Raw genomic sequence first — 15,511 nt, 5'->3', positions numbered from 1 at the left:
TTATTACTCCCGATCCTTAGTATTCACCCAGCAATCGTTGATTCCATTTTCATCATAGTTCGGTTTCTGAATATATATTTTCACATCGCTGGATGCATAGGCTTTTGCCAGAATAATATAATTAAGTGCCGCGAGTTTTGAGGCGACATCGTAACTAAAGTTATTACCGTAAGAGCATCCCGTCTCTATTTCGGCGAGGTTGGACTGCGCCGGTGGTAGATCTTGAGGCGAGATGACATATTTACTAATCATTCGTTGCGGATCACTATTGTCTCTGCCCGTTCCTGCTCCGAATTTATCGGATTGCCCTTCTTGATCTCTATTCTTTCCGCCATTTTTTCCGCTCGGCTCACTATCGATAATTCCTGAAAATTTTATCTGAAAATTTTGCTTGCTCTTCTCTAGGCTGACAGATAATAAATTAACGAGCATGACAGAGGCGATCAGTACAATGATCGCGAGTGTCGCCGATAAAGCAGATACAAAACCAAGCATACAGTTACCACACGTTAAAAGTCATATCGGATTTGAGTGTTGCGATCATGTATTCGAGAATAGAAACTTTTTTCGAAGTGGCAAATACATTGACTTCGATGCCTTCGGGTAGTTTGCTAGTATCAATATCCTGAAAACTATCAATGGTCACACTATAATAACGGTATTCAGTATTGCCACGGGTATTATCCACGAATGAATCTGGGCTGATTTTCGCGATACGCGCAGAAAAATTCTTTTTAAAAGCGGTCGAATTAACGGAAATCTTGACACTGGCGCCCTGATAGAGATATGGACGATACTTGGTATCAAACTTTGCTTCGATAACCTGGCCGTTGGTATCCTGTTTCACGGTCATAATGCTCTGGTATTGCTCTATAAATGATCCTTGTTTGAGGTTGTTTTCGATCTTTAAAATTTTACCGGAGAAAGGAGCTGTAACGATATTGGTGGATACCTTATCGTTCATCAACTTAAGTTCTCCCTGGTTCTCTATATTGTTTTTTTGTAGCGTATCTATTTGCTCACGGATACTATTGATTTTATCGTACAGTTTAGTTTTAAACTGTGTCTTGGCGTTCTCTAAATCATTACGCAAGGTGAGAAAACTCATCTTTACATTAATTAGTTCAGTCTTTTGTCGATCGATATCAGAGAGGTTATTAATGATATCAATATCGCTGGCACCACCTTTTTTCAGGAGGCTATCTTTGCGTTGTAGATAGGAAATTTGCTTTTCCCGTAACTGTACTTCCTGCTGGAGTAATTTCTCTTTTTCGTTCAGGCTCTGCTCATCAAGCAGGATGGCATCATATTCTGCTTTGAATGAAAAATAGCTCAGATCTGCATAACCGCTGGATGATAATGTTTCTTGTTGTTGTGGCGATGACGTTGAGGTGATGAGCAAACTCTTGAGCAGCGCGCTGTCCTTTTTCAGGTAGTTAATTTTGTCACGATTGAAATCAATAATATCCTTTAAGGTCAATCCCTTATATGTATAGTCGAGGTTAGTATAGGAAAACAAAACCATTCCCTTCTCGACGCTATCGCCTTCATGCAGGTTGAATTTATTAATAAATCCAGAGTTAGGACTCTTTATCTCCACCTTATCATTTTCACCGGTGATCACGCCTTGACCGGGAGAGACGATATCGATCTTGCTGAAAGAGATATACAGCAAGACCGCAACGCCGACGGTGCCGGCGAGCAAGGGTTTCTGCACGGCTTTAACGCTTAGGTAAAAATGCTGTTTAGTCATCAACGGAAATTCTCATTAATAAAAAAAATCAAGTACCTGGCCATACAATTGAAGTAGGCCGATTTTATTTCTCGCTTCAGAGACCTTGATGTCAGCAATCGATTTATCGAGTTGAAAGAGGTCGAAACGAGTATTTAACATCTCATAGACCGAAACTTGGTTGATGCTATATTCACGCTCTTGATTTTTTACTAACTCCTGGGTTGTGGCTAATTGTTGCTCAAGGTTGGTGATCTCGCGTGTATTGGCTTCGGTTGTCAATCTAGCCAACCTAACTTGGTTCTTTAGCCATTTATATCTATGGTCATAGTCGAATGAGAGTGAACGGTATGTTGCCATTCCCGCGGCTTGCGCTAACTTATTGTCAAGGTTAAAAAGATTTAATGAAACTTTAACCCCAATATAAGAATCATCTTTGACCAAGTTGCTGTTGGCGTACTTGTTTTCTGCGAGCAGAGTGATCGAGTACAAGGAATCTTGTGCCGCGGCGTTTTCTTTACTCTCATATTTATTCAACGCGATTTTTTTTAAGTCAAAGTTCTGGATTAGGTTTTTGTCTTTACTGGTAAAGGTGAGTAAACGCTCGATTTTTACTCTACTGATCTCTACGCCCTCGGCAGGGTAGGGATACAGTGCGTTAGATTCAATATTTAGCTTCAGTCGATCGATAACCCTATCGATATTATCGATTTCATTGTTGATTTTTTGCACTAATAGTTTAGCGAGTTTGACATCACTTTCTTTGATGATGCCGAATTCATATTTAACATTGATCCTCTGATAGAGTGCCTCAGATTCATACTTTAGTTTTAGTGCATTTTCACGTAACTGTTCATAGAGGGTGATGTTAATCTGATCACTCATTATCGCTACCGTGATCCGTTCTTTTTCCCTATCGAGATCGACCAGGGTCGCGAGCAGTTTATAATGCTGTGCGCGCAACGAATTGAACGTCGCATCATCAAATAACAGTGCGCTCAAGGTGATCTTGCTTTCAACATAGTTACTGCTACGTTTGGCCCTGGTCGACTTAGGTTGAGCATAGGCCGAGAGCTTAGGGATCGCGTAAAGTTGAGCACTCAGTTGATTTAACTCTTCGGCATCAACCAGAGCCTCTTTTGCTTTAACGCTCTCAGTATTTTCAATGACAGTATGTAAATAGTCTTGATAATTATCGGCTAACGCGAAGCACGGTATCGAGGTAAAGGATAACAGCAAAAAACACAGCCAATGACGGATCATTTTGTAATAAACTCCAACATTTTCCGTAACTTATCCTTGAATCGAAGAACGTTGTCTTGCAGTTCCTTCACGTTCTCTTGACGGAGTCGTTCGGCGTCCGCTAACTGCTGTTGGAGCCTATCCATACTATGGGCAACATGCGTTAGTGCAGATAGCATCTCTTGATGTGCCTGCCGCGTTTGTTCGCCGAGCTGTAGCTGGCGATCTAATTTGTCATTGAATGCAGTCAACTGCGTATCGACTAAGTCGAAATTAGTCCGAATACGCGCGTCATAAGTCACCGTGAGATTACGTGCCTTGGTTGCCTTTGATGTGGCATTATCCTTAAAGTAGAACAGCCAAAAATTGAGACTGAGTAGCAAAAGTACCGAAATCGTCACCCCGAGGATTGAGGTCAAAAACGCGTAAGACATCGCGGAAAGTGCAGAGGATATCGCGCTTAACATCGCGTTCATTTTCTCGGCCATATCGCTGCTACCGCCCATGGATTTCGCGATGGAGGCGACCATTGCCGTGAGTCCTTGAAAGGTACCGATGAGGCCGAGAGAGACCGAAACAGACGCCGCCAGCTTTGTCTGGGAATCGATGAGCTTTTTAGCTTTTTCGTTTTTTAGCGAGCATGCACAGATAACGATAAATATCAGTAGAGGGTAGAGATAAAACGCCCCCATGATGATCGTTAACGCTTGCGCCAGCAGGTATGACTGATTAATGATCTCATATATCTCATCGACAAAATAATAGGAAAAAACTATCAGCGCATAGAACAAAAAACCGACAAGATACATTAATTTACACTCCACTTAATACATGATGATCGCGTTTTGCAAAAGTCATCATTGGCTATCTTCAATGTCACACGCATATTGTTGAGATTGAGATATTTCTTAAATTCCAGCAGGTTATAGGTTAAGTCGCGCTTGACTCGAGTGGCTGCGCTACTATTAATAGCTGGGTCTGAAGCCTCGATGATGATATTTTTTTTGGTGCTGCGGCGAATACCATCATTGATCCGCGCATACTCTTCCTGCGATAGCGACAGAACGCTAACGAAATAGACAGTATTGTTAAGGTAGTCCACTCGACTTGCCTGACCGGTATAGGCTCTACCGATACCAGTGACGACGCTATCTATACCGCTAATCATAAAAACCGTAGTAATCAGGATAAAGATACACAGCGCACCGCTTAAACCATCAACCATTGGCGCCAGTTCTTCATCGCCAGTCTGTTCATTGTTATCATTGCTTGACATATTTAATTTTTGGCAATTTTATAAAAATGTTATGTGACGTTTAGCGAGCCACTGGTACATAATAGTCAATGTTAAACTGATAGGTTTCAGGATGGTGGATCTCACCAGAGTAGAATATGTGTTCGATGTCGCGTCCTTTGGCTCGTTTAAGTTTATGTTTGGGGAGAGCCTCGAGATATATTCTCTGGGAAATATCGGCATAGGTTTCCCAAGTGCCAGAATAAGAGAACTTAGCGTACAGCCCCGCAGGAAGATGTAACTCTTTGGCCATCTTGCCCGTCGTCATCTGGCTCCTTTTTAGCCCTGTAATCATCTGTATCACCACCTTGTTTTCGCTGTTAGTTGAAGGAGAAACCCTCGATATAAGATAGAAGTCGGCGTGATAAGAATTTATATTTTTTATGATGATATCCAGTTTTAGCTTTCCGCCCCTAGGGGGAGACCCAGTGAGGTTTTCGCTATATTTGAATTCATCTCCTACATATGACAGTGCCTCGCGAGCGACCAGTTTTAATTCGGGTAACGTTGTCTGGTTCAGCTTCAATGGGGCATGGATATTGCTCATATCCCAGTCATCTTGGCACCGGTATGCGCGTGGTGACAGGCCAAATCGTTTCTTAAACTCGCGCGAGAATGACTGAATAGAGTCGAAGCATAAATAATGCGCAATTTCTGTTATTGATTGTGAACTTAAGCGTAGCCTGACTGCTGCACAGGAAAGCCGTCGGTATTGGATATACTTTCCTGGTGGTAGTTTTGCGTAATTATCAAACAAGCCATAGATATATCTTCTAGAGTATCCTGAGTATCTTACGATATCGTCTGGTGTAATCTGTGATGATAAGTTTTTCTCGATCCACTCAGAAATTGCTTCAATTATCTGCTCCTGCATTTATACCCCAATGCACTCTTCTGATGCCGAGCGAGGCTAAATCATTAGAAACCATAAAACTTAGCTTAGGGTGCAAACCTGACCCTTTTAAATCTCTCGCTATTTCCCTCCTAGCATTATCGATGAACTATTTTTATGTTTTTTATAAAAAGGCTAAGAATGATAATTTTCTTTCGTGCTGCTAGATGAACAAAAATGGTATTTAGTATCTTTAGCTAAGTGAGAGAAAAATATATAAAAATTAGCGCTAAATAATCAGTATATCGTTTTAATGGCAGCGTGCTGAGGATCATTGGCGACGATATAAAATGGATAGTATAGAAGGGAGCCTTAGCGATGTCGGTGTTTTCACGCTGGGTGTAGGTAGCAAGAGGCGGAGCGATGCTGATTGTTTAGCGACCAGCTCACGCTTGCAGAGATAGCGATGCGCAACTATCTGTCATCAATGGCGCCATATAAAGCTGATGGCCGCTGGAAAGACGGTGGATGAGCGCTGCTAGCGCGCGGTATGGCCACAGCATTGCCGGTCGTTGACGAAGGTAGCGCAGAAACAGCCTGGCATCCGCGCCATCGGTTGCCGCCTTGAGTTTAATTCAGTGGCAATGAGGCGGAAAAGTCAGCGTGAGCACTGACATCGTTATCCTGCGGGCTGGTCGATGTGGACGGCGCTGGCGTTTTGATTTTACGATGGCGCGTTGCGTATCACATTATTCCGGGCAAGTCACCATGATTTGGTCGAGCAAATAGGCTATGCAGCGCTGAACCTGGCTCCCTCATTTGTCCTGGAGCGGGCACCTCGAGGCGCGTGACGACGGCTACCCCGTCGGAACGGCGAGCCACCAGTATGGACGCTAGGGGCTTATCCCCGTCACATGCCCATGCTATGTGCATGAGTCTGGGACGCAATCTTTTGCATATGGCGAGCCAGGATATCCTGGCAAGGTACGCGAGGTGGTGAGTCTTTAACCTATTGCCATCCGCTAATGATGCTCAGGGCTGGTGAAAACGATTGCCTGCGTGAGGGGGAGTCTGCTCGCGCGACCTGGGTATTGGCCACGAGCATGCCAATGAGAGGCGGTACGAGGGCGAGGTGAGGAATGGCGTGTTGATACGCTAGCTGGCGGGCTTGATGATGGTGGGAGGGGAAAAGTGCTTGTTATGCTTGGCACGAACCTGCGTTGAGCGTTTGTTAGCAGCAGGCTTGGCGCCGTGATAAGGGAGTAACACCTCGCAGAGCGGATAATCATTGAATGACTACAGCGGGGGAATTAGCTATCGGCGTACGCCGGAAACAAAAAAACCAACCATAACGGTTGGTTTTTTAGGGAATTTTGGTCGGCACGAGAGGATTTGAACCTCCGACCCCTGACACCCCATGACAGTGCGCTACCAGGCTGCGCTACGTGCCGAACTGGTTTTGTATACTACCGTTTTCCTCACCATTTGCAAGCCATAGCGCGATTGATCGCTGTAGTTTTAGGCAGTTAGTTGGCAATAAAGCGTTTTACGTCGGTCAGCACTTGCAACAACAGCGGAAGCGACAGCCGTTCGCCCGTCAGTTCGCGATCATCGGGGCCATAGGTACGGTAGCTACCGTTGCGGTTGAGTACGATAGTCTGTTGCGGGGTGATGATCACCAGATCGCGGCCATTACCGAGCGTCAACCAATCATGGCGCCGACTGGCGGCGAACAGATCTTCACCCTGGGTGTAGTTGAGCGCGCGGCTGTCGACATGCAGTAGGCGTTGCATCAGGGTCGCCATCACATCCTCGTGGCTGGTCATTTTGGCGATCGACTGCGCGGTGGTGCCGGGCCAGTGGACGACCAGGGGGACCTGTAGCTGACGACGGCGATAGGGGGGACTCGTCTCCTCATTGTCAGCGCTTAAACCGTGGCTGGCGGTGATCACCACCACCGTGTTATCCAAATCATGACGTGCCCGTAGGGTATCGATCATCGCCCCGATCTGCTGATCGAGTTGCTGGGCGGCGCGCGCATAGCGGTTGGCGGTGCTCCCGCCTTCGGCGGCGTTACTGGTAGTGCCGTTCAGGTTGACGTAGGCGAACCATGGATGTTGCGAGGTTTGGGTGTCCAACCAACGCTCCCACTGACGTACTGTTGCCGCGTCACTCTGCTTTTGTGGCGTGGGCAAGGTAAAATCGCTAAACAGCGCCTGGCGGTATAAAGGGGCATTGAACCCATCGGAAGAGAACAGGCCGAATTGATAGTGTTGGTGTGCCAGCGCGCTGATCAGCGCCGACGACTTACGCCCGGCGAGGATGCTGTCCAAGTAGTTAGGCGAGATACCATAAAACAGGCCAAATAACCCGCTATCGACGTCGTTGCCGGTGCTGTAGTGTTGGCTAAAGTTGAGACTCTGATTAGCCAAAGTCGTCAGGTTCGGCATGGTCTGCGTCAAATCATCGTTGCGTAGGCCATCAGCGACGATCATCAGTAGATTCAGCCCAGCGCCCTTGTCGCTGTAACTCAGCTCACCCAATGGGTATTCGATGGCGACTGCCTCAGGATCACCGGTACGGATCAACCGTTCTTGGTAAGCTTGGGCGTTCAGCAGGCCGTGTTTCTCGAGGAAGCGTCGTGCCGTCATCGGATAAGAGAGCGGCAGATTCGCTCGCTGCATGGTGATCGGGCGATAGAAGTTGGCGTCCGCCCAGATATAGATCAGATGTGACGCGAGAAACGAGACGATGAATAGCGCCGCGAGCGGTTTACCGAAGGTCTGCCGGTTCAGGCTACGTAGCTTCTGCCAGCTCCAGGTTCCGAAGAGCATTTCGATCAGAAACAGCACCGGGACGCAGATGAACATCAACTGCCAGTCGCGGGATAACTCTCCCTGCGCTGGGTTGACCACCAACTCCCACACTAAGGGATTCAGGTGGAGGTGGAAGCGCGTGAAGACTTCGCTGTCGATCAGCAACAGCGTAAGTCCGGCAGTGGCGACCGCCGCCGAGAGAAAGCGCAGCAGACGCTGCGACATGACGATAAAGGTTAACGGAAAGAGCGTCAGCAGGTAGACGGCGAAACCGAGAAAGCTGAAATGCCCCAGCCAACTGACAATCGCGTAGACGCGTCCCGCCAGGGTGGCGGGCCAGTCGGCGATAAACAGATAACGGCTGCCCAGCAGCAGCGCCAGCAGAATGTTAAAGAGGGCGAACCAGTGCCCCCAGCTGATCATCTGGGAGACTTTTTCACGATAGCGCTGACGGTTGGTTACCATAAACTCTGTCTATTTCCGTCGAATCCATACCCGGTGGGTTTAGTGGGCGTTGTCTTCCCGAATGGAAGCTTGCAATGCCTCGGCAAAAGAGCGAGCGATCATACGGCGTTGTGCGGGCGCAACGCTGCTGTTAATCAGATTGGTTACCATGTTGCCCAGCACCATCAGCGACAGATCGGTGGGGGCATGTTGCGATTCTAGTACGTTGACCAGATCAGTGAGCAATTGTTCAACGCGTTGATCGCTGTAACGGGATGATTGTGGCATAAAAAAGACCATCGATGACTGACAAAGTCACACATATTACCCGATGGACGGCGGATTTTCCGCAGTTTTCTGCATCTGCCGCCGTGATGAGGCGCGAGCCCCTTGCGGGTGCCGGACAACGGTGTTTGAATACGCGCCTATATCAGGCTGAGGATAACAGGAGTAAACAATGAGTCTGGATCTGGAGAGCATTGCGCTACATCAATTGGTGAAGCGTGATGAACAGCAGTTGGAGGTCGTGCTGCGCGACTCGTTGCTGGCGCCGAGCGCCGTCGTCGACGAGACCATGGCGGAGCTGCATCGGGTCTACAGCGCTAAGAGCAAGGCCTACGGCACCTTTACTCCCGACAGCGAATTGGCGCAGGCGCTGGCCAACTACCGTAAAGGGGAGGATACCTTCTTGCAATTCAGCCGGGCGGCGACCGGACGGTTGCGTGATGAGTTGGCCAAGTATCCGTTCGCCGAGGGCGGGATTGTGCTGTTCTGTCACTATCGCTATCTGGCCGTGGACTACTTACTGGTAGCGGTGCTCAACAACTGTAACAGTATGCGCGTCAACGAACAGTTGGATCTCAGCGCTACCCACTATCTGGACATCATGCACGCCGACATCGTCGCACGCATCGATTTGACCGAGTGGGAGACGAACCCCGCATCCCAGCGCTATCTCTCTTACCTGAAGGGGCGAGTCGGGCGTAAGGTCGCTGACTTTTTTATGGACTTTCTCGGCGCGCAGGCAGGACTGGATGCCAAGGCGCAAAATCGCGGGTTGCTCCAAGCGGTGAGTGACTACTGCAATGAGGGACAGTTGGACAAGAACGAGCGTCAGGCGTGTCGTCAGCAGGTGTATGACTACTGCAACGAACAGTTGCAAGCTGGCGAAGAGATTGCCTTGGAGGCGCTATCCCGCGAGATCCCGACCGTCGGAGAGCAGAGTTTCCAGCAGTTTACCACCGAGCGTGGCTACGAGTTGGAGGAGCATTTCCCGGCGGATCGTAGTACCTTGCGTCAGTTGACTAAGTATGCTGGCAGCGGCGGAGGACTGACAATCAACTTCGACGCCATGCTGTTGGGGGAACGCATTTTCTGGGACGCGCAGACCGATACTTTAACGATTAAGGGGACACCGCCGAATCTCCGCGATCAGTTGCAACGTAACGGCGGCGGACGCTGAGCGCTCATGGAGGCGGACTACCGCCTCTTTAGGCGCGGATGACAGACGAAAAAAAACGCCGCAGAGCGGCGTCTTTTTTACTGACCGGAATCGGAACGGCGATTAAGCGCGAACGAAGTCGATGTGAGTCAGTTTCGGCTTGTACGGATGACGCTGTACAGCCTGGATTTTTACTTTGATTTCTTTGCCGTCGACCACCAGGGTCAGCACTTCGCTGTAGAAACCGTCTTTTTCAGACATGTTCATGGTGGAGTCGTGGTCCAGTGTGATGGACAGCGCGGCTTCTTTACCACCATAAACGATTGCCGGGAATTTGCCGGCGCTACGCAGGCGGCGGCTCGCACCCTTACCCTGCTCGTTACGTACTTCTGCGTTGATAGTGAACATGGTTCTATCTCGATAAAAAAATGAAGTCCGCCACAGGCGACCCAGCAGCAGACGGGATAGTGTGCCTTGCCTCGGCAAAGCGGGCGGCATTCTAGCCGATCTACGCCGGGACGGCAAATAAATTAGCCGCGCAGCTGGTAGGCCTTGCGATAGCGTCCTTGGTAATCAAACACCTTCTGCCGTATTTGCCAGAATTGCCCCTTGCGGCGAGCCACCACAAAGTCAGGTGCACGCAGCGCGTCTTGTTGGGCGATGATGTCTGCCACCTGGCGCCAGACCAGCTCGCAGCCCGGAGCTCGCTGGTGAGGGCGTAAAAACAGTTGGGCGAAGGCGGTGCGCTGAGCCGGCGTCGTCAGACGGAAGCGCTCACTGACATCGGCGCCATCCTCGTCGTAATAGGTGATGTGGAGCCACTCGCCCTTGGTGTCTTCGCCACTGCGCAGTTGCATGCCGGCGCAACGCAGCACCAAGGCGTCTTTGAGCTTCAGCGCCGCCTTGAGCATATCGTCGGCATCCACGAGCAACGCCGCGCACTGATGGCAACGCCGGGCGGCGATGTCATTTTCCGCGTTGCACTGCGGACACTGCTTGAAGCGGAAGCGGTAGTCGCACTGCTCACGCCTCCCCTCGTCATCCTCGAAGTAGCCTTGGCAACGGCGTCCATAGTGCTCGATGATGTGTCCCTGAGCATCGCATTTGCCCCAGAATGTGTTGGCGAAACCGCAGGCGGGGCAGAACACCTGCACCGGTTGACTGTCTGCGTGCGGTTTGTGGCTGCCCACTTCGGGGGTGTACAGGTCGTGCGGGTTGCCGGCGTAGTCGAGGATCAGACAATCTTGCTTGCCCTCGCACAGGCGCAGCCCACGGCCGACGATCTGCTGATACAGGCTGACGGATTCCGTCGGGCGCAGGATGGCGATCAGATCGACATGAGGGGCGTCGAAGCCGGTGGTCAACACCGCCACATTGACCAGGTAGTGCAGGCGCTGCGCCTTGAATGCAGCGATGATCTCATCCCGTTCCTGATGGGGCGTGGTGGCGCTGATCAGCGCCGCGCTGCCCGTTGGCAATAGCCCCAGCACCTCTTGGGCATGTTCAAGGGTGGCGGCGAAGATCATCACTCCCCGTCGGCTGGCCGCATATTCTTCGATCTGGCTGACGATGTGCGGTGTGATGCGTTGTTGGGCGCGCAGCTCGCGGTTGAGATCGTCCTGGCTGAATAGTCCGCTCTCCGAGGGTTGCAGGCGACTGAAATCGTACTGCACTACCGGCATATCTAGGCGTTCCGGCGGCACCAGGAAGCCGTGGCGGATCATGTAGCGCAAGGGTAATTCGTAGATGCACTCCTGAAACAAGCAGGCGGCATCGCCCCGCACCATGCCATGGTAGTGATAGCGGTAGATCCAGCCTTTACCGAGACGGTAGGGGGTGGCGGTTAGACCGAGTAGGCGTAGCCGCGGGTTATACTGCCGCAGGTGTTGCAGGATCTGCTGGTACTGTCCCTCCTCGCCGTCACCGATCCGGTGACATTCGTCGACGATCAGCAGCGAGAACGTACTAGCAAAGTCGTCCAGGTTGCGGGCGACCGATTGCACGCTGCCGAATACCACCTTGGCTTGGCTCGCCTTTTGGTTTAGTCCGGCGGCATAGATATCGGCCTCTTGCCCCCAGGCCAGGTATTTGGCGTGATTTTGCGCCACCAGCTCCTTGACGTGAGCTAGCACTAACACGCGTCCTCGTGCCAGGCGGGCCAGTTCGGCGATCACCAAACTCTTCCCGGCGCCGGTTGGCAAGACGATTAGGGCCGGCTCGTCATGCCGTCGAAAGTAGGCCAAAGTGGCTTCGACGGCTTCGCGCTGATAGGGGCGGAGCGTAAAGGCCATCAGTGATGGCAGATCTTATTCGCTTGGGTGGTGAATCCCCCGTCGGCGGGAACGAACTTACCGCGCGCCGCCAGCAGATCTACCAGCTCGGCGGCGCTGAGATCGTGCGCGGAGCAGGTGTGGAAGCGCGCGTCGGCACCGAAACGCTGTGCGATGGCGGCGATCAGCGAGTCGCGGGTATAGGGCGTCGCGCTGGCGAGCATCATATGCATGACTTCGTGGCCGTGGATGGATGCAGTCATTGGATAACCTCGATAGTGGCAAGAAGCGGTGCCCTCGCAGGGCTGGGCATATCCAGTTTACTCATGGCGCGCGCCAAATCCAGTCGTATGACCGTGAGGGGCGATGGCTGCCAGGGGGCGCATTGTGTTAGACTGAACGATCTGCGTTCGCCGCGATGCCTGCGGCCCCGCTTGATCCTCGCCGTAGGCTTACGCTTACGCCGGAATCGGTTTTTATTCGCCTAGCAATAACAGAGCAGACTTAATGAGACTGGATAAATTTATCTCCCAGCAACTGGGGATCAGCCGTGCGCTGGTCGCGCGGGAGTTGCGCGCGCGTCACGTCACCGTCGACGGCGTGGTGGCCCGCAGTGGTTCGCTACAGATCAGCGCGGAGCAGGAGATCGCCTACCAAGGCAATGTGTTGACCTTCATCAGCGGGCCACGCTACTTCATGCTGCACAAACCGGAAGGGTATGTCTGTTCGACGAACGATCCTGATCATGCCACCATTCTCTACTTTATCGACGAGCCGATGGCCGAAAAGCTGCATGCCGCAGGGCGCTTGGATCTGGATACCACGGGCCTGGTGCTGTTGACGGACGATGGCCAATGGTCGCACCGCATCACCTCGCCGCGCCATCATTGCGAGAAGACCTACCTGGTGACATTGGCGCGGCCGTTGGACCCCCAGACGGCGGTGCAGTTTGCCCAGGGCGTGCAGTTGCACGGAGAGACGGCGCTGACCAAACCGGCGCGTCTGGAGGTGTTGGATGCGCAGCAGGTGCGCTTGACTATCAGTGAGGGGCGCTATCATCAGGTGAAGCGCATGTTCGCCGCCGTGGGGAATCACGTGGTGGCATTGCATCGTGAGCGCATCGGTGCCATCGCGCTGGATAGCACGTTGGCGCCGGGCGAGTACCGGGCGTTGAGCGATGCCGAAGTCGCCAGCGTACTGGCTCCTGGAGCGTAAGGATGGCGGAACGTAAGGGATCTTATCTGGGATTGATCTTGATCTTAGGGCTGTTGTCGATGTTGATGCCGTTAGCCATCGACATGTATCTGCCCAGCCTGCCGGTGATCGCCGCACAATTCGGTGTGTCCGGTGGCGAGGTGCAGATGACGTTGAGCGCCTACACCTTGGGTTTCGCCGCGGGTCAGCTGCTGTATGGGCCGCTGGCTGACAGTGTGGGGCGCAAGCCGGTGATCCTGTTCGGTACCTTGTCGTTCGCTTTGGCCGGGGCCGCCTGCGCCCTGGCGCAGAGTATCGATCAATTGATCGTGCTGCGCCTATTGCACGGGCTGGCCGCCGCTGCCGCCAGCGTAGTGATCAACGCCCTGATGCGCGATATGTTCAGCAAGGATGAGTTCTCGCGCATGATGTCGTTCGTGGTGCTGGTGATGACCATCGCCCCGTTACTGGCACCGTTGTTGGGCGGGGCGTTGATGTTATGGTTTAGCTGGCATGCTATCTTCTGGGTGATGGCGGCGGCGGCACTGTGCGCGACGCTGCTGGTGGCACGCTTTATTCGAGAGACGCTGCCGCGCGAGCGGCGCCAACCATTTCGCCTGTATACCACGCTGACTAATTTTGCCACGCTGTTTCGCCACCGTCGGGTGTTGAGCTACATGTTGGCCGGCGCCTTCTCCTTTTCTGGCATGTTCTCCTTCTTTAGTGCTGGTCCATTCGTCTATATCGAACTACACGGCGTTTCACCGCAGCATTTTGGCTACTACTTTGCCCTGAACATCCTGTTTCTGTTCCTCATGACGACCTTTAATGGCCGCCATGTACGCCGGCGTGGTGCCCAAACGATGCTATGTTTGGGCCTGGCGGTGCAATTCATCATGGGACTTTGGCTGTTGGCCTGCGTCTCGCTGGACTGGGGTTTTTGGGCACTGGTTCTTGGCGTGGCGGCCTATGTTGGCTGTATCGCTATGGTGTCATCGAATGCTATGGCGGTGATCCTGGACAGCTTCCCGCATATGGCCGGTACGGCTGCCTCGTTGGCCGGGACCCTGCGCTTCGGTCTCAGCGCGCTGGTCGGCGCGTTGTTGGCACAGTTGCCGATCACCTCGGCGTGGCCGCTGGTTGGGTCGATGGCATTGTGCAGCACCCTCGCGATGGCGCTGTTTCTGTATGCGGCGCGGGCACCGACGGCAGGATGACCCTTTACCCCGTGGGCGTTGGTAAGGTGAAAAGGTCGCTTCTGTTAGGAGTATGTAATTAAGTTCGGTCAATCGCTGGCGGAAAAATCGGATATTTGACAGAATTTACGCGATTCAGCATTTACGTTGTGATTTTTTTGTGAAAAAATTGTGCCGTGTTTCCGAGCAAGGTATCAATGTGAACAATTTCCAGCTTTCGATCGTTCATCGGTTGCCGCGACCTTACCGTTGGGCATCGGGGCGTGCCGGTGTCCAGGTGGAGCCGCTCTCCGAGCCGGAGTCGCAGAAGGCGGATGACCGGTTAATCGGGATTAAACTGCTCAGTCAGCGTGGCGAGGCGGCGTGGCAGGTGATGCGCGATTTGGATCTGTCCCTACAAGAGGTGCAGGTCGCCAGCACTATCGTTGCGCTGGAAGGTGAGCCATGTCTGTTTGTTCATGCCGACGATGAGAGCACGGTGATGTGCCGGCTGAAGAATGCCGGTGTGGTCATCGCCGAACCCGTCGTACAACCCGTCTTTCTCTGATCCTCATTGACTTCCCTCGCGAGTCGGCGTGCCTGAGGCGCGCCCCAGACAGGGGGATGGCGTCGGTGCCAGACGTGCGGCGCGATTCACATCATACCACCAGTAATCCCATTCCTCCCCCCGCAGTGGTGCCTGCGCCGGCATGGCGAAGCGATCCCAATAAGCGATGCGCCGCTGTGGGGCATACCACAGCGGTAGCATGAATGCATTCCAGGTTAATACTCGATCGAGCGCGCGGCCTAACGCCAGTAGCGCCGTCGGATCATCTTGCCGGGCGACGATGGCGGCGAGTAGGGCATCTACCGCCGGGTTGCGGACATTGGCAAGGTTAGCGCCGTCATCGGCGTAGCGCGAGCCCCAACGCGCCAGCAAGGCGGGCGAGGGATAGGGGGTGGCAGGATAGATGACGGGGAGCATGCCGAAATCATGGCGCCGAGCCAGCGCTGCGAACTGGCCGCGCGGGGCATAGCGGATATGCATGACTATCCCTAGTGTGGCCAGGC

General features: G+C 52.4%; 15 protein-coding genes, 1 tRNA gene and 1 pseudogene. 4 read left to right on the top strand and 13 right to left on the bottom strand.

Annotated features, from left to right (window positions below; all coding sequences use genetic code 11):
• Positions 1–3 precede the first annotated feature (3 nt).
• The 9 genes from EHO01S_RS02420 to EHO01S_RS02380 form a co-directional block, all read right to left on the bottom strand.
• A complete protein-coding gene (locus EHO01S_RS02420; protein ID WP_024522460.1) occupies positions 4–495 on the bottom strand; it encodes a hypothetical protein in 492 nt (163 codons plus the stop codon).
• 4 nt (positions 496–499) lie between these two features.
• Complete coding sequence (locus EHO01S_RS02415; protein WP_024522459.1) at positions 500–1,753, bottom strand: HlyD family secretion protein; 1,254 nt, start codon at positions 1,751–1,753, stop codon at positions 500–502.
• Between the two features lie 15 nt (positions 1,754–1,768).
• Positions 1,769–2,995 carry a TolC family protein gene (locus EHO01S_RS02410; RefSeq protein ID WP_024522458.1) on the bottom strand — a complete coding sequence of 409 codons (1,227 nt, stop codon included), beginning with the start codon at positions 2,993–2,995 and terminating at the stop codon, positions 1,769–1,771.
• Positions 2,992–3,783 carry a hypothetical protein gene (locus tag EHO01S_RS02405; protein ID WP_024522457.1) on the bottom strand — a complete coding sequence of 264 codons (792 nt, stop codon included), beginning with the start codon at positions 3,781–3,783 and terminating at the stop codon, positions 2,992–2,994. The genes EHO01S_RS02410 and EHO01S_RS02405 overlap by 4 nt, the downstream gene beginning before the upstream one ends.
• Complete coding sequence (locus tag EHO01S_RS02400) at positions 3,783–4,250, bottom strand: hypothetical protein (RefSeq protein ID WP_024522456.1); 468 nt, start codon at positions 4,248–4,250, stop codon at positions 3,783–3,785. The genes EHO01S_RS02405 and EHO01S_RS02400 overlap by 1 nt, the downstream gene beginning before the upstream one ends.
• Positions 4,251–4,290: 40 nt before the next feature.
• Positions 4,291–5,142: a helix-turn-helix domain-containing protein gene (locus EHO01S_RS18080; RefSeq protein WP_024522455.1), complete on the bottom strand. Its 852-nt coding sequence runs from the start codon at positions 5,140–5,142 to the stop codon at positions 4,291–4,293.
• Positions 5,143–6,474: 1,332 nt separating this feature from the next.
• Positions 6,475–6,551 (bottom strand) — tRNA-Pro (locus tag EHO01S_RS02390).
• Between the two features lie 75 nt (positions 6,552–6,626).
• Positions 6,627–8,381, bottom strand: coding sequence for an LPS biosynthesis-modulating metalloenzyme YejM (gene yejM, locus EHO01S_RS02385; protein WP_024522454.1), 1,755 nt, complete (start codon positions 8,379–8,381; stop codon positions 6,627–6,629).
• Positions 8,382–8,420: 39 nt separating this feature from the next.
• A complete protein-coding gene (locus EHO01S_RS02380) occupies positions 8,421–8,648 on the bottom strand; it encodes a YejL family protein (protein WP_005288010.1) in 228 nt (75 codons plus the stop codon).
• Between the two features lie 169 nt (positions 8,649–8,817).
• On the opposite strand from EHO01S_RS02380, the gene yejK reads away from it, so the two are divergent.
• Positions 8,818–9,822, top strand: coding sequence for a nucleoid-associated protein YejK (yejK, locus tag EHO01S_RS02375; RefSeq protein WP_024522453.1), 1,005 nt, complete (start codon positions 8,818–8,820; stop codon positions 9,820–9,822).
• A gap of 102 nt (positions 9,823–9,924) precedes the next feature.
• On the opposite strand, the gene rplY is transcribed toward yejK, so the two are convergent.
• From rplY to EHO01S_RS02360, 3 genes are all read right to left on the bottom strand, one after another.
• Positions 9,925–10,209, bottom strand: coding sequence for a 50S ribosomal protein L25 (gene rplY, locus EHO01S_RS02370; RefSeq protein WP_024522452.1), 285 nt, complete (start codon positions 10,207–10,209; stop codon positions 9,925–9,927).
• Positions 10,210–10,331: 122 nt separating this feature from the next.
• Positions 10,332–12,092 carry a DNA repair helicase RadD gene (radD, locus tag EHO01S_RS02365; RefSeq protein WP_024522451.1) on the bottom strand — a complete coding sequence of 587 codons (1,761 nt, stop codon included), beginning with the start codon at positions 12,090–12,092 and terminating at the stop codon, positions 10,332–10,334.
• A complete protein-coding gene (locus tag EHO01S_RS02360; protein WP_024522450.1) occupies positions 12,092–12,334 on the bottom strand; it encodes a YecH family metal-binding protein in 243 nt (80 codons plus the stop codon). Before EHO01S_RS02360 ends, radD begins: the two co-directional genes overlap by 1 nt.
• A gap of 244 nt (positions 12,335–12,578) precedes the next feature.
• Between EHO01S_RS02360 and rsuA the strand changes: the two genes are divergently transcribed.
• The 3 genes from rsuA (at position 12,579) to EHO01S_RS02345 (ending at position 15,008) form a co-directional block, all read left to right on the top strand.
• A complete protein-coding gene (gene rsuA / locus EHO01S_RS02355) occupies positions 12,579–13,286 on the top strand; it encodes a 16S rRNA pseudouridine(516) synthase RsuA (RefSeq protein WP_024522449.1) in 708 nt (235 codons plus the stop codon).
• Positions 13,287–13,288: 2 nt separating this feature from the next.
• The gene (locus EHO01S_RS02350; protein ID WP_024522448.1) at positions 13,289–14,482 is read left to right on the top strand and encodes a Bcr/CflA family multidrug efflux MFS transporter; all 1,194 of its coding nucleotides are present in this window, start codon (positions 13,289–13,291) and stop codon (positions 14,480–14,482) included.
• 178 nt (positions 14,483–14,660) lie between these two features.
• The gene (locus EHO01S_RS02345; RefSeq protein ID WP_024522447.1) at positions 14,661–15,008 is read left to right on the top strand and encodes a YejG family protein; all 348 of its coding nucleotides are present in this window, start codon (positions 14,661–14,663) and stop codon (positions 15,006–15,008) included.
• A gap of 3 nt (positions 15,009–15,011) precedes the next feature.
• Here the strand turns inward: EHO01S_RS02345 and EHO01S_RS02340 are convergent.
• A pseudogene (locus EHO01S_RS02340) lies at positions 15,012–15,511 on the bottom strand (ABC transporter substrate-binding protein); the annotation flags it as partial.

It is taken from the genome of Edwardsiella hoshinae NBRC 105699 = ATCC 33379, assembly GCF_000474215.1.
GTDB classification, from domain to species: Bacteria; Pseudomonadota; Gammaproteobacteria; order Enterobacterales; family Enterobacteriaceae; genus Edwardsiella; species Edwardsiella hoshinae.
Note: the sequence above shows the minus strand (reverse complement) of the source record. Positions and strands in the feature narration are given on the sequence as shown.

What these genes read in the sequence shown, in the direction of transcription:
- EHO01S_RS02415 (WP_024522459.1), bottom strand. Translation starts at nt 1,753, where the DNA reads ATGACTAAACAGCATTTTTACCTAAGCGTTAAAGCCGTGCAGAAACCC.
- radD (WP_024522451.1), bottom strand. Translation starts at nt 12,092, where the DNA reads ATGGCCTTTACGCTCCGCCCCTATCAGCGCGAAGCCGTCGAAGCCACT.
- EHO01S_RS02400 (WP_024522456.1), bottom strand. Translation starts at nt 4,250, where the DNA reads ATGTCAAGCAATGATAACAATGAACAGACTGGCGATGAAGAACTGGCG.
- EHO01S_RS02410 (WP_024522458.1), bottom strand. Translation starts at nt 2,995, where the DNA reads ATGATCCGTCATTGGCTGTGTTTTTTGCTGTTATCCTTTACCTCGATA.
- rsuA (WP_024522449.1), top strand. Translation starts at nt 12,579, where the DNA reads ATGAGACTGGATAAATTTATCTCCCAGCAACTGGGGATCAGCCGTGCG.
- rplY (WP_024522452.1), bottom strand. Translation starts at nt 10,209, where the DNA reads ATGTTCACTATCAACGCAGAAGTACGTAACGAGCAGGGTAAGGGTGCG.
- EHO01S_RS02405 (WP_024522457.1), bottom strand. Translation starts at nt 3,783, where the DNA reads ATGTATCTTGTCGGTTTTTTGTTCTATGCGCTGATAGTTTTTTCCTAT.
- EHO01S_RS18080 (WP_024522455.1), bottom strand. Translation starts at nt 5,142, where the DNA reads ATGCAGGAGCAGATAATTGAAGCAATTTCTGAGTGGATCGAGAAAAAC.
- EHO01S_RS02380 (WP_005288010.1), bottom strand. Translation starts at nt 8,648, where the DNA reads ATGCCACAATCATCCCGTTACAGCGATCAACGCGTTGAACAATTGCTC.
- EHO01S_RS02350 (WP_024522448.1), top strand. Translation starts at nt 13,289, where the DNA reads ATGGCGGAACGTAAGGGATCTTATCTGGGATTGATCTTGATCTTAGGG.
- EHO01S_RS02420 (WP_024522460.1), bottom strand. Translation starts at nt 495, where the DNA reads ATGCTTGGTTTTGTATCTGCTTTATCGGCGACACTCGCGATCATTGTA.
- yejM (WP_024522454.1), bottom strand. Translation starts at nt 8,381, where the DNA reads ATGGTAACCAACCGTCAGCGCTATCGTGAAAAAGTCTCCCAGATGATC.
- EHO01S_RS02360 (WP_024522450.1), bottom strand. Translation starts at nt 12,334, where the DNA reads ATGACTGCATCCATCCACGGCCACGAAGTCATGCATATGATGCTCGCC.
- yejK (WP_024522453.1), top strand. Translation starts at nt 8,818, where the DNA reads ATGAGTCTGGATCTGGAGAGCATTGCGCTACATCAATTGGTGAAGCGT.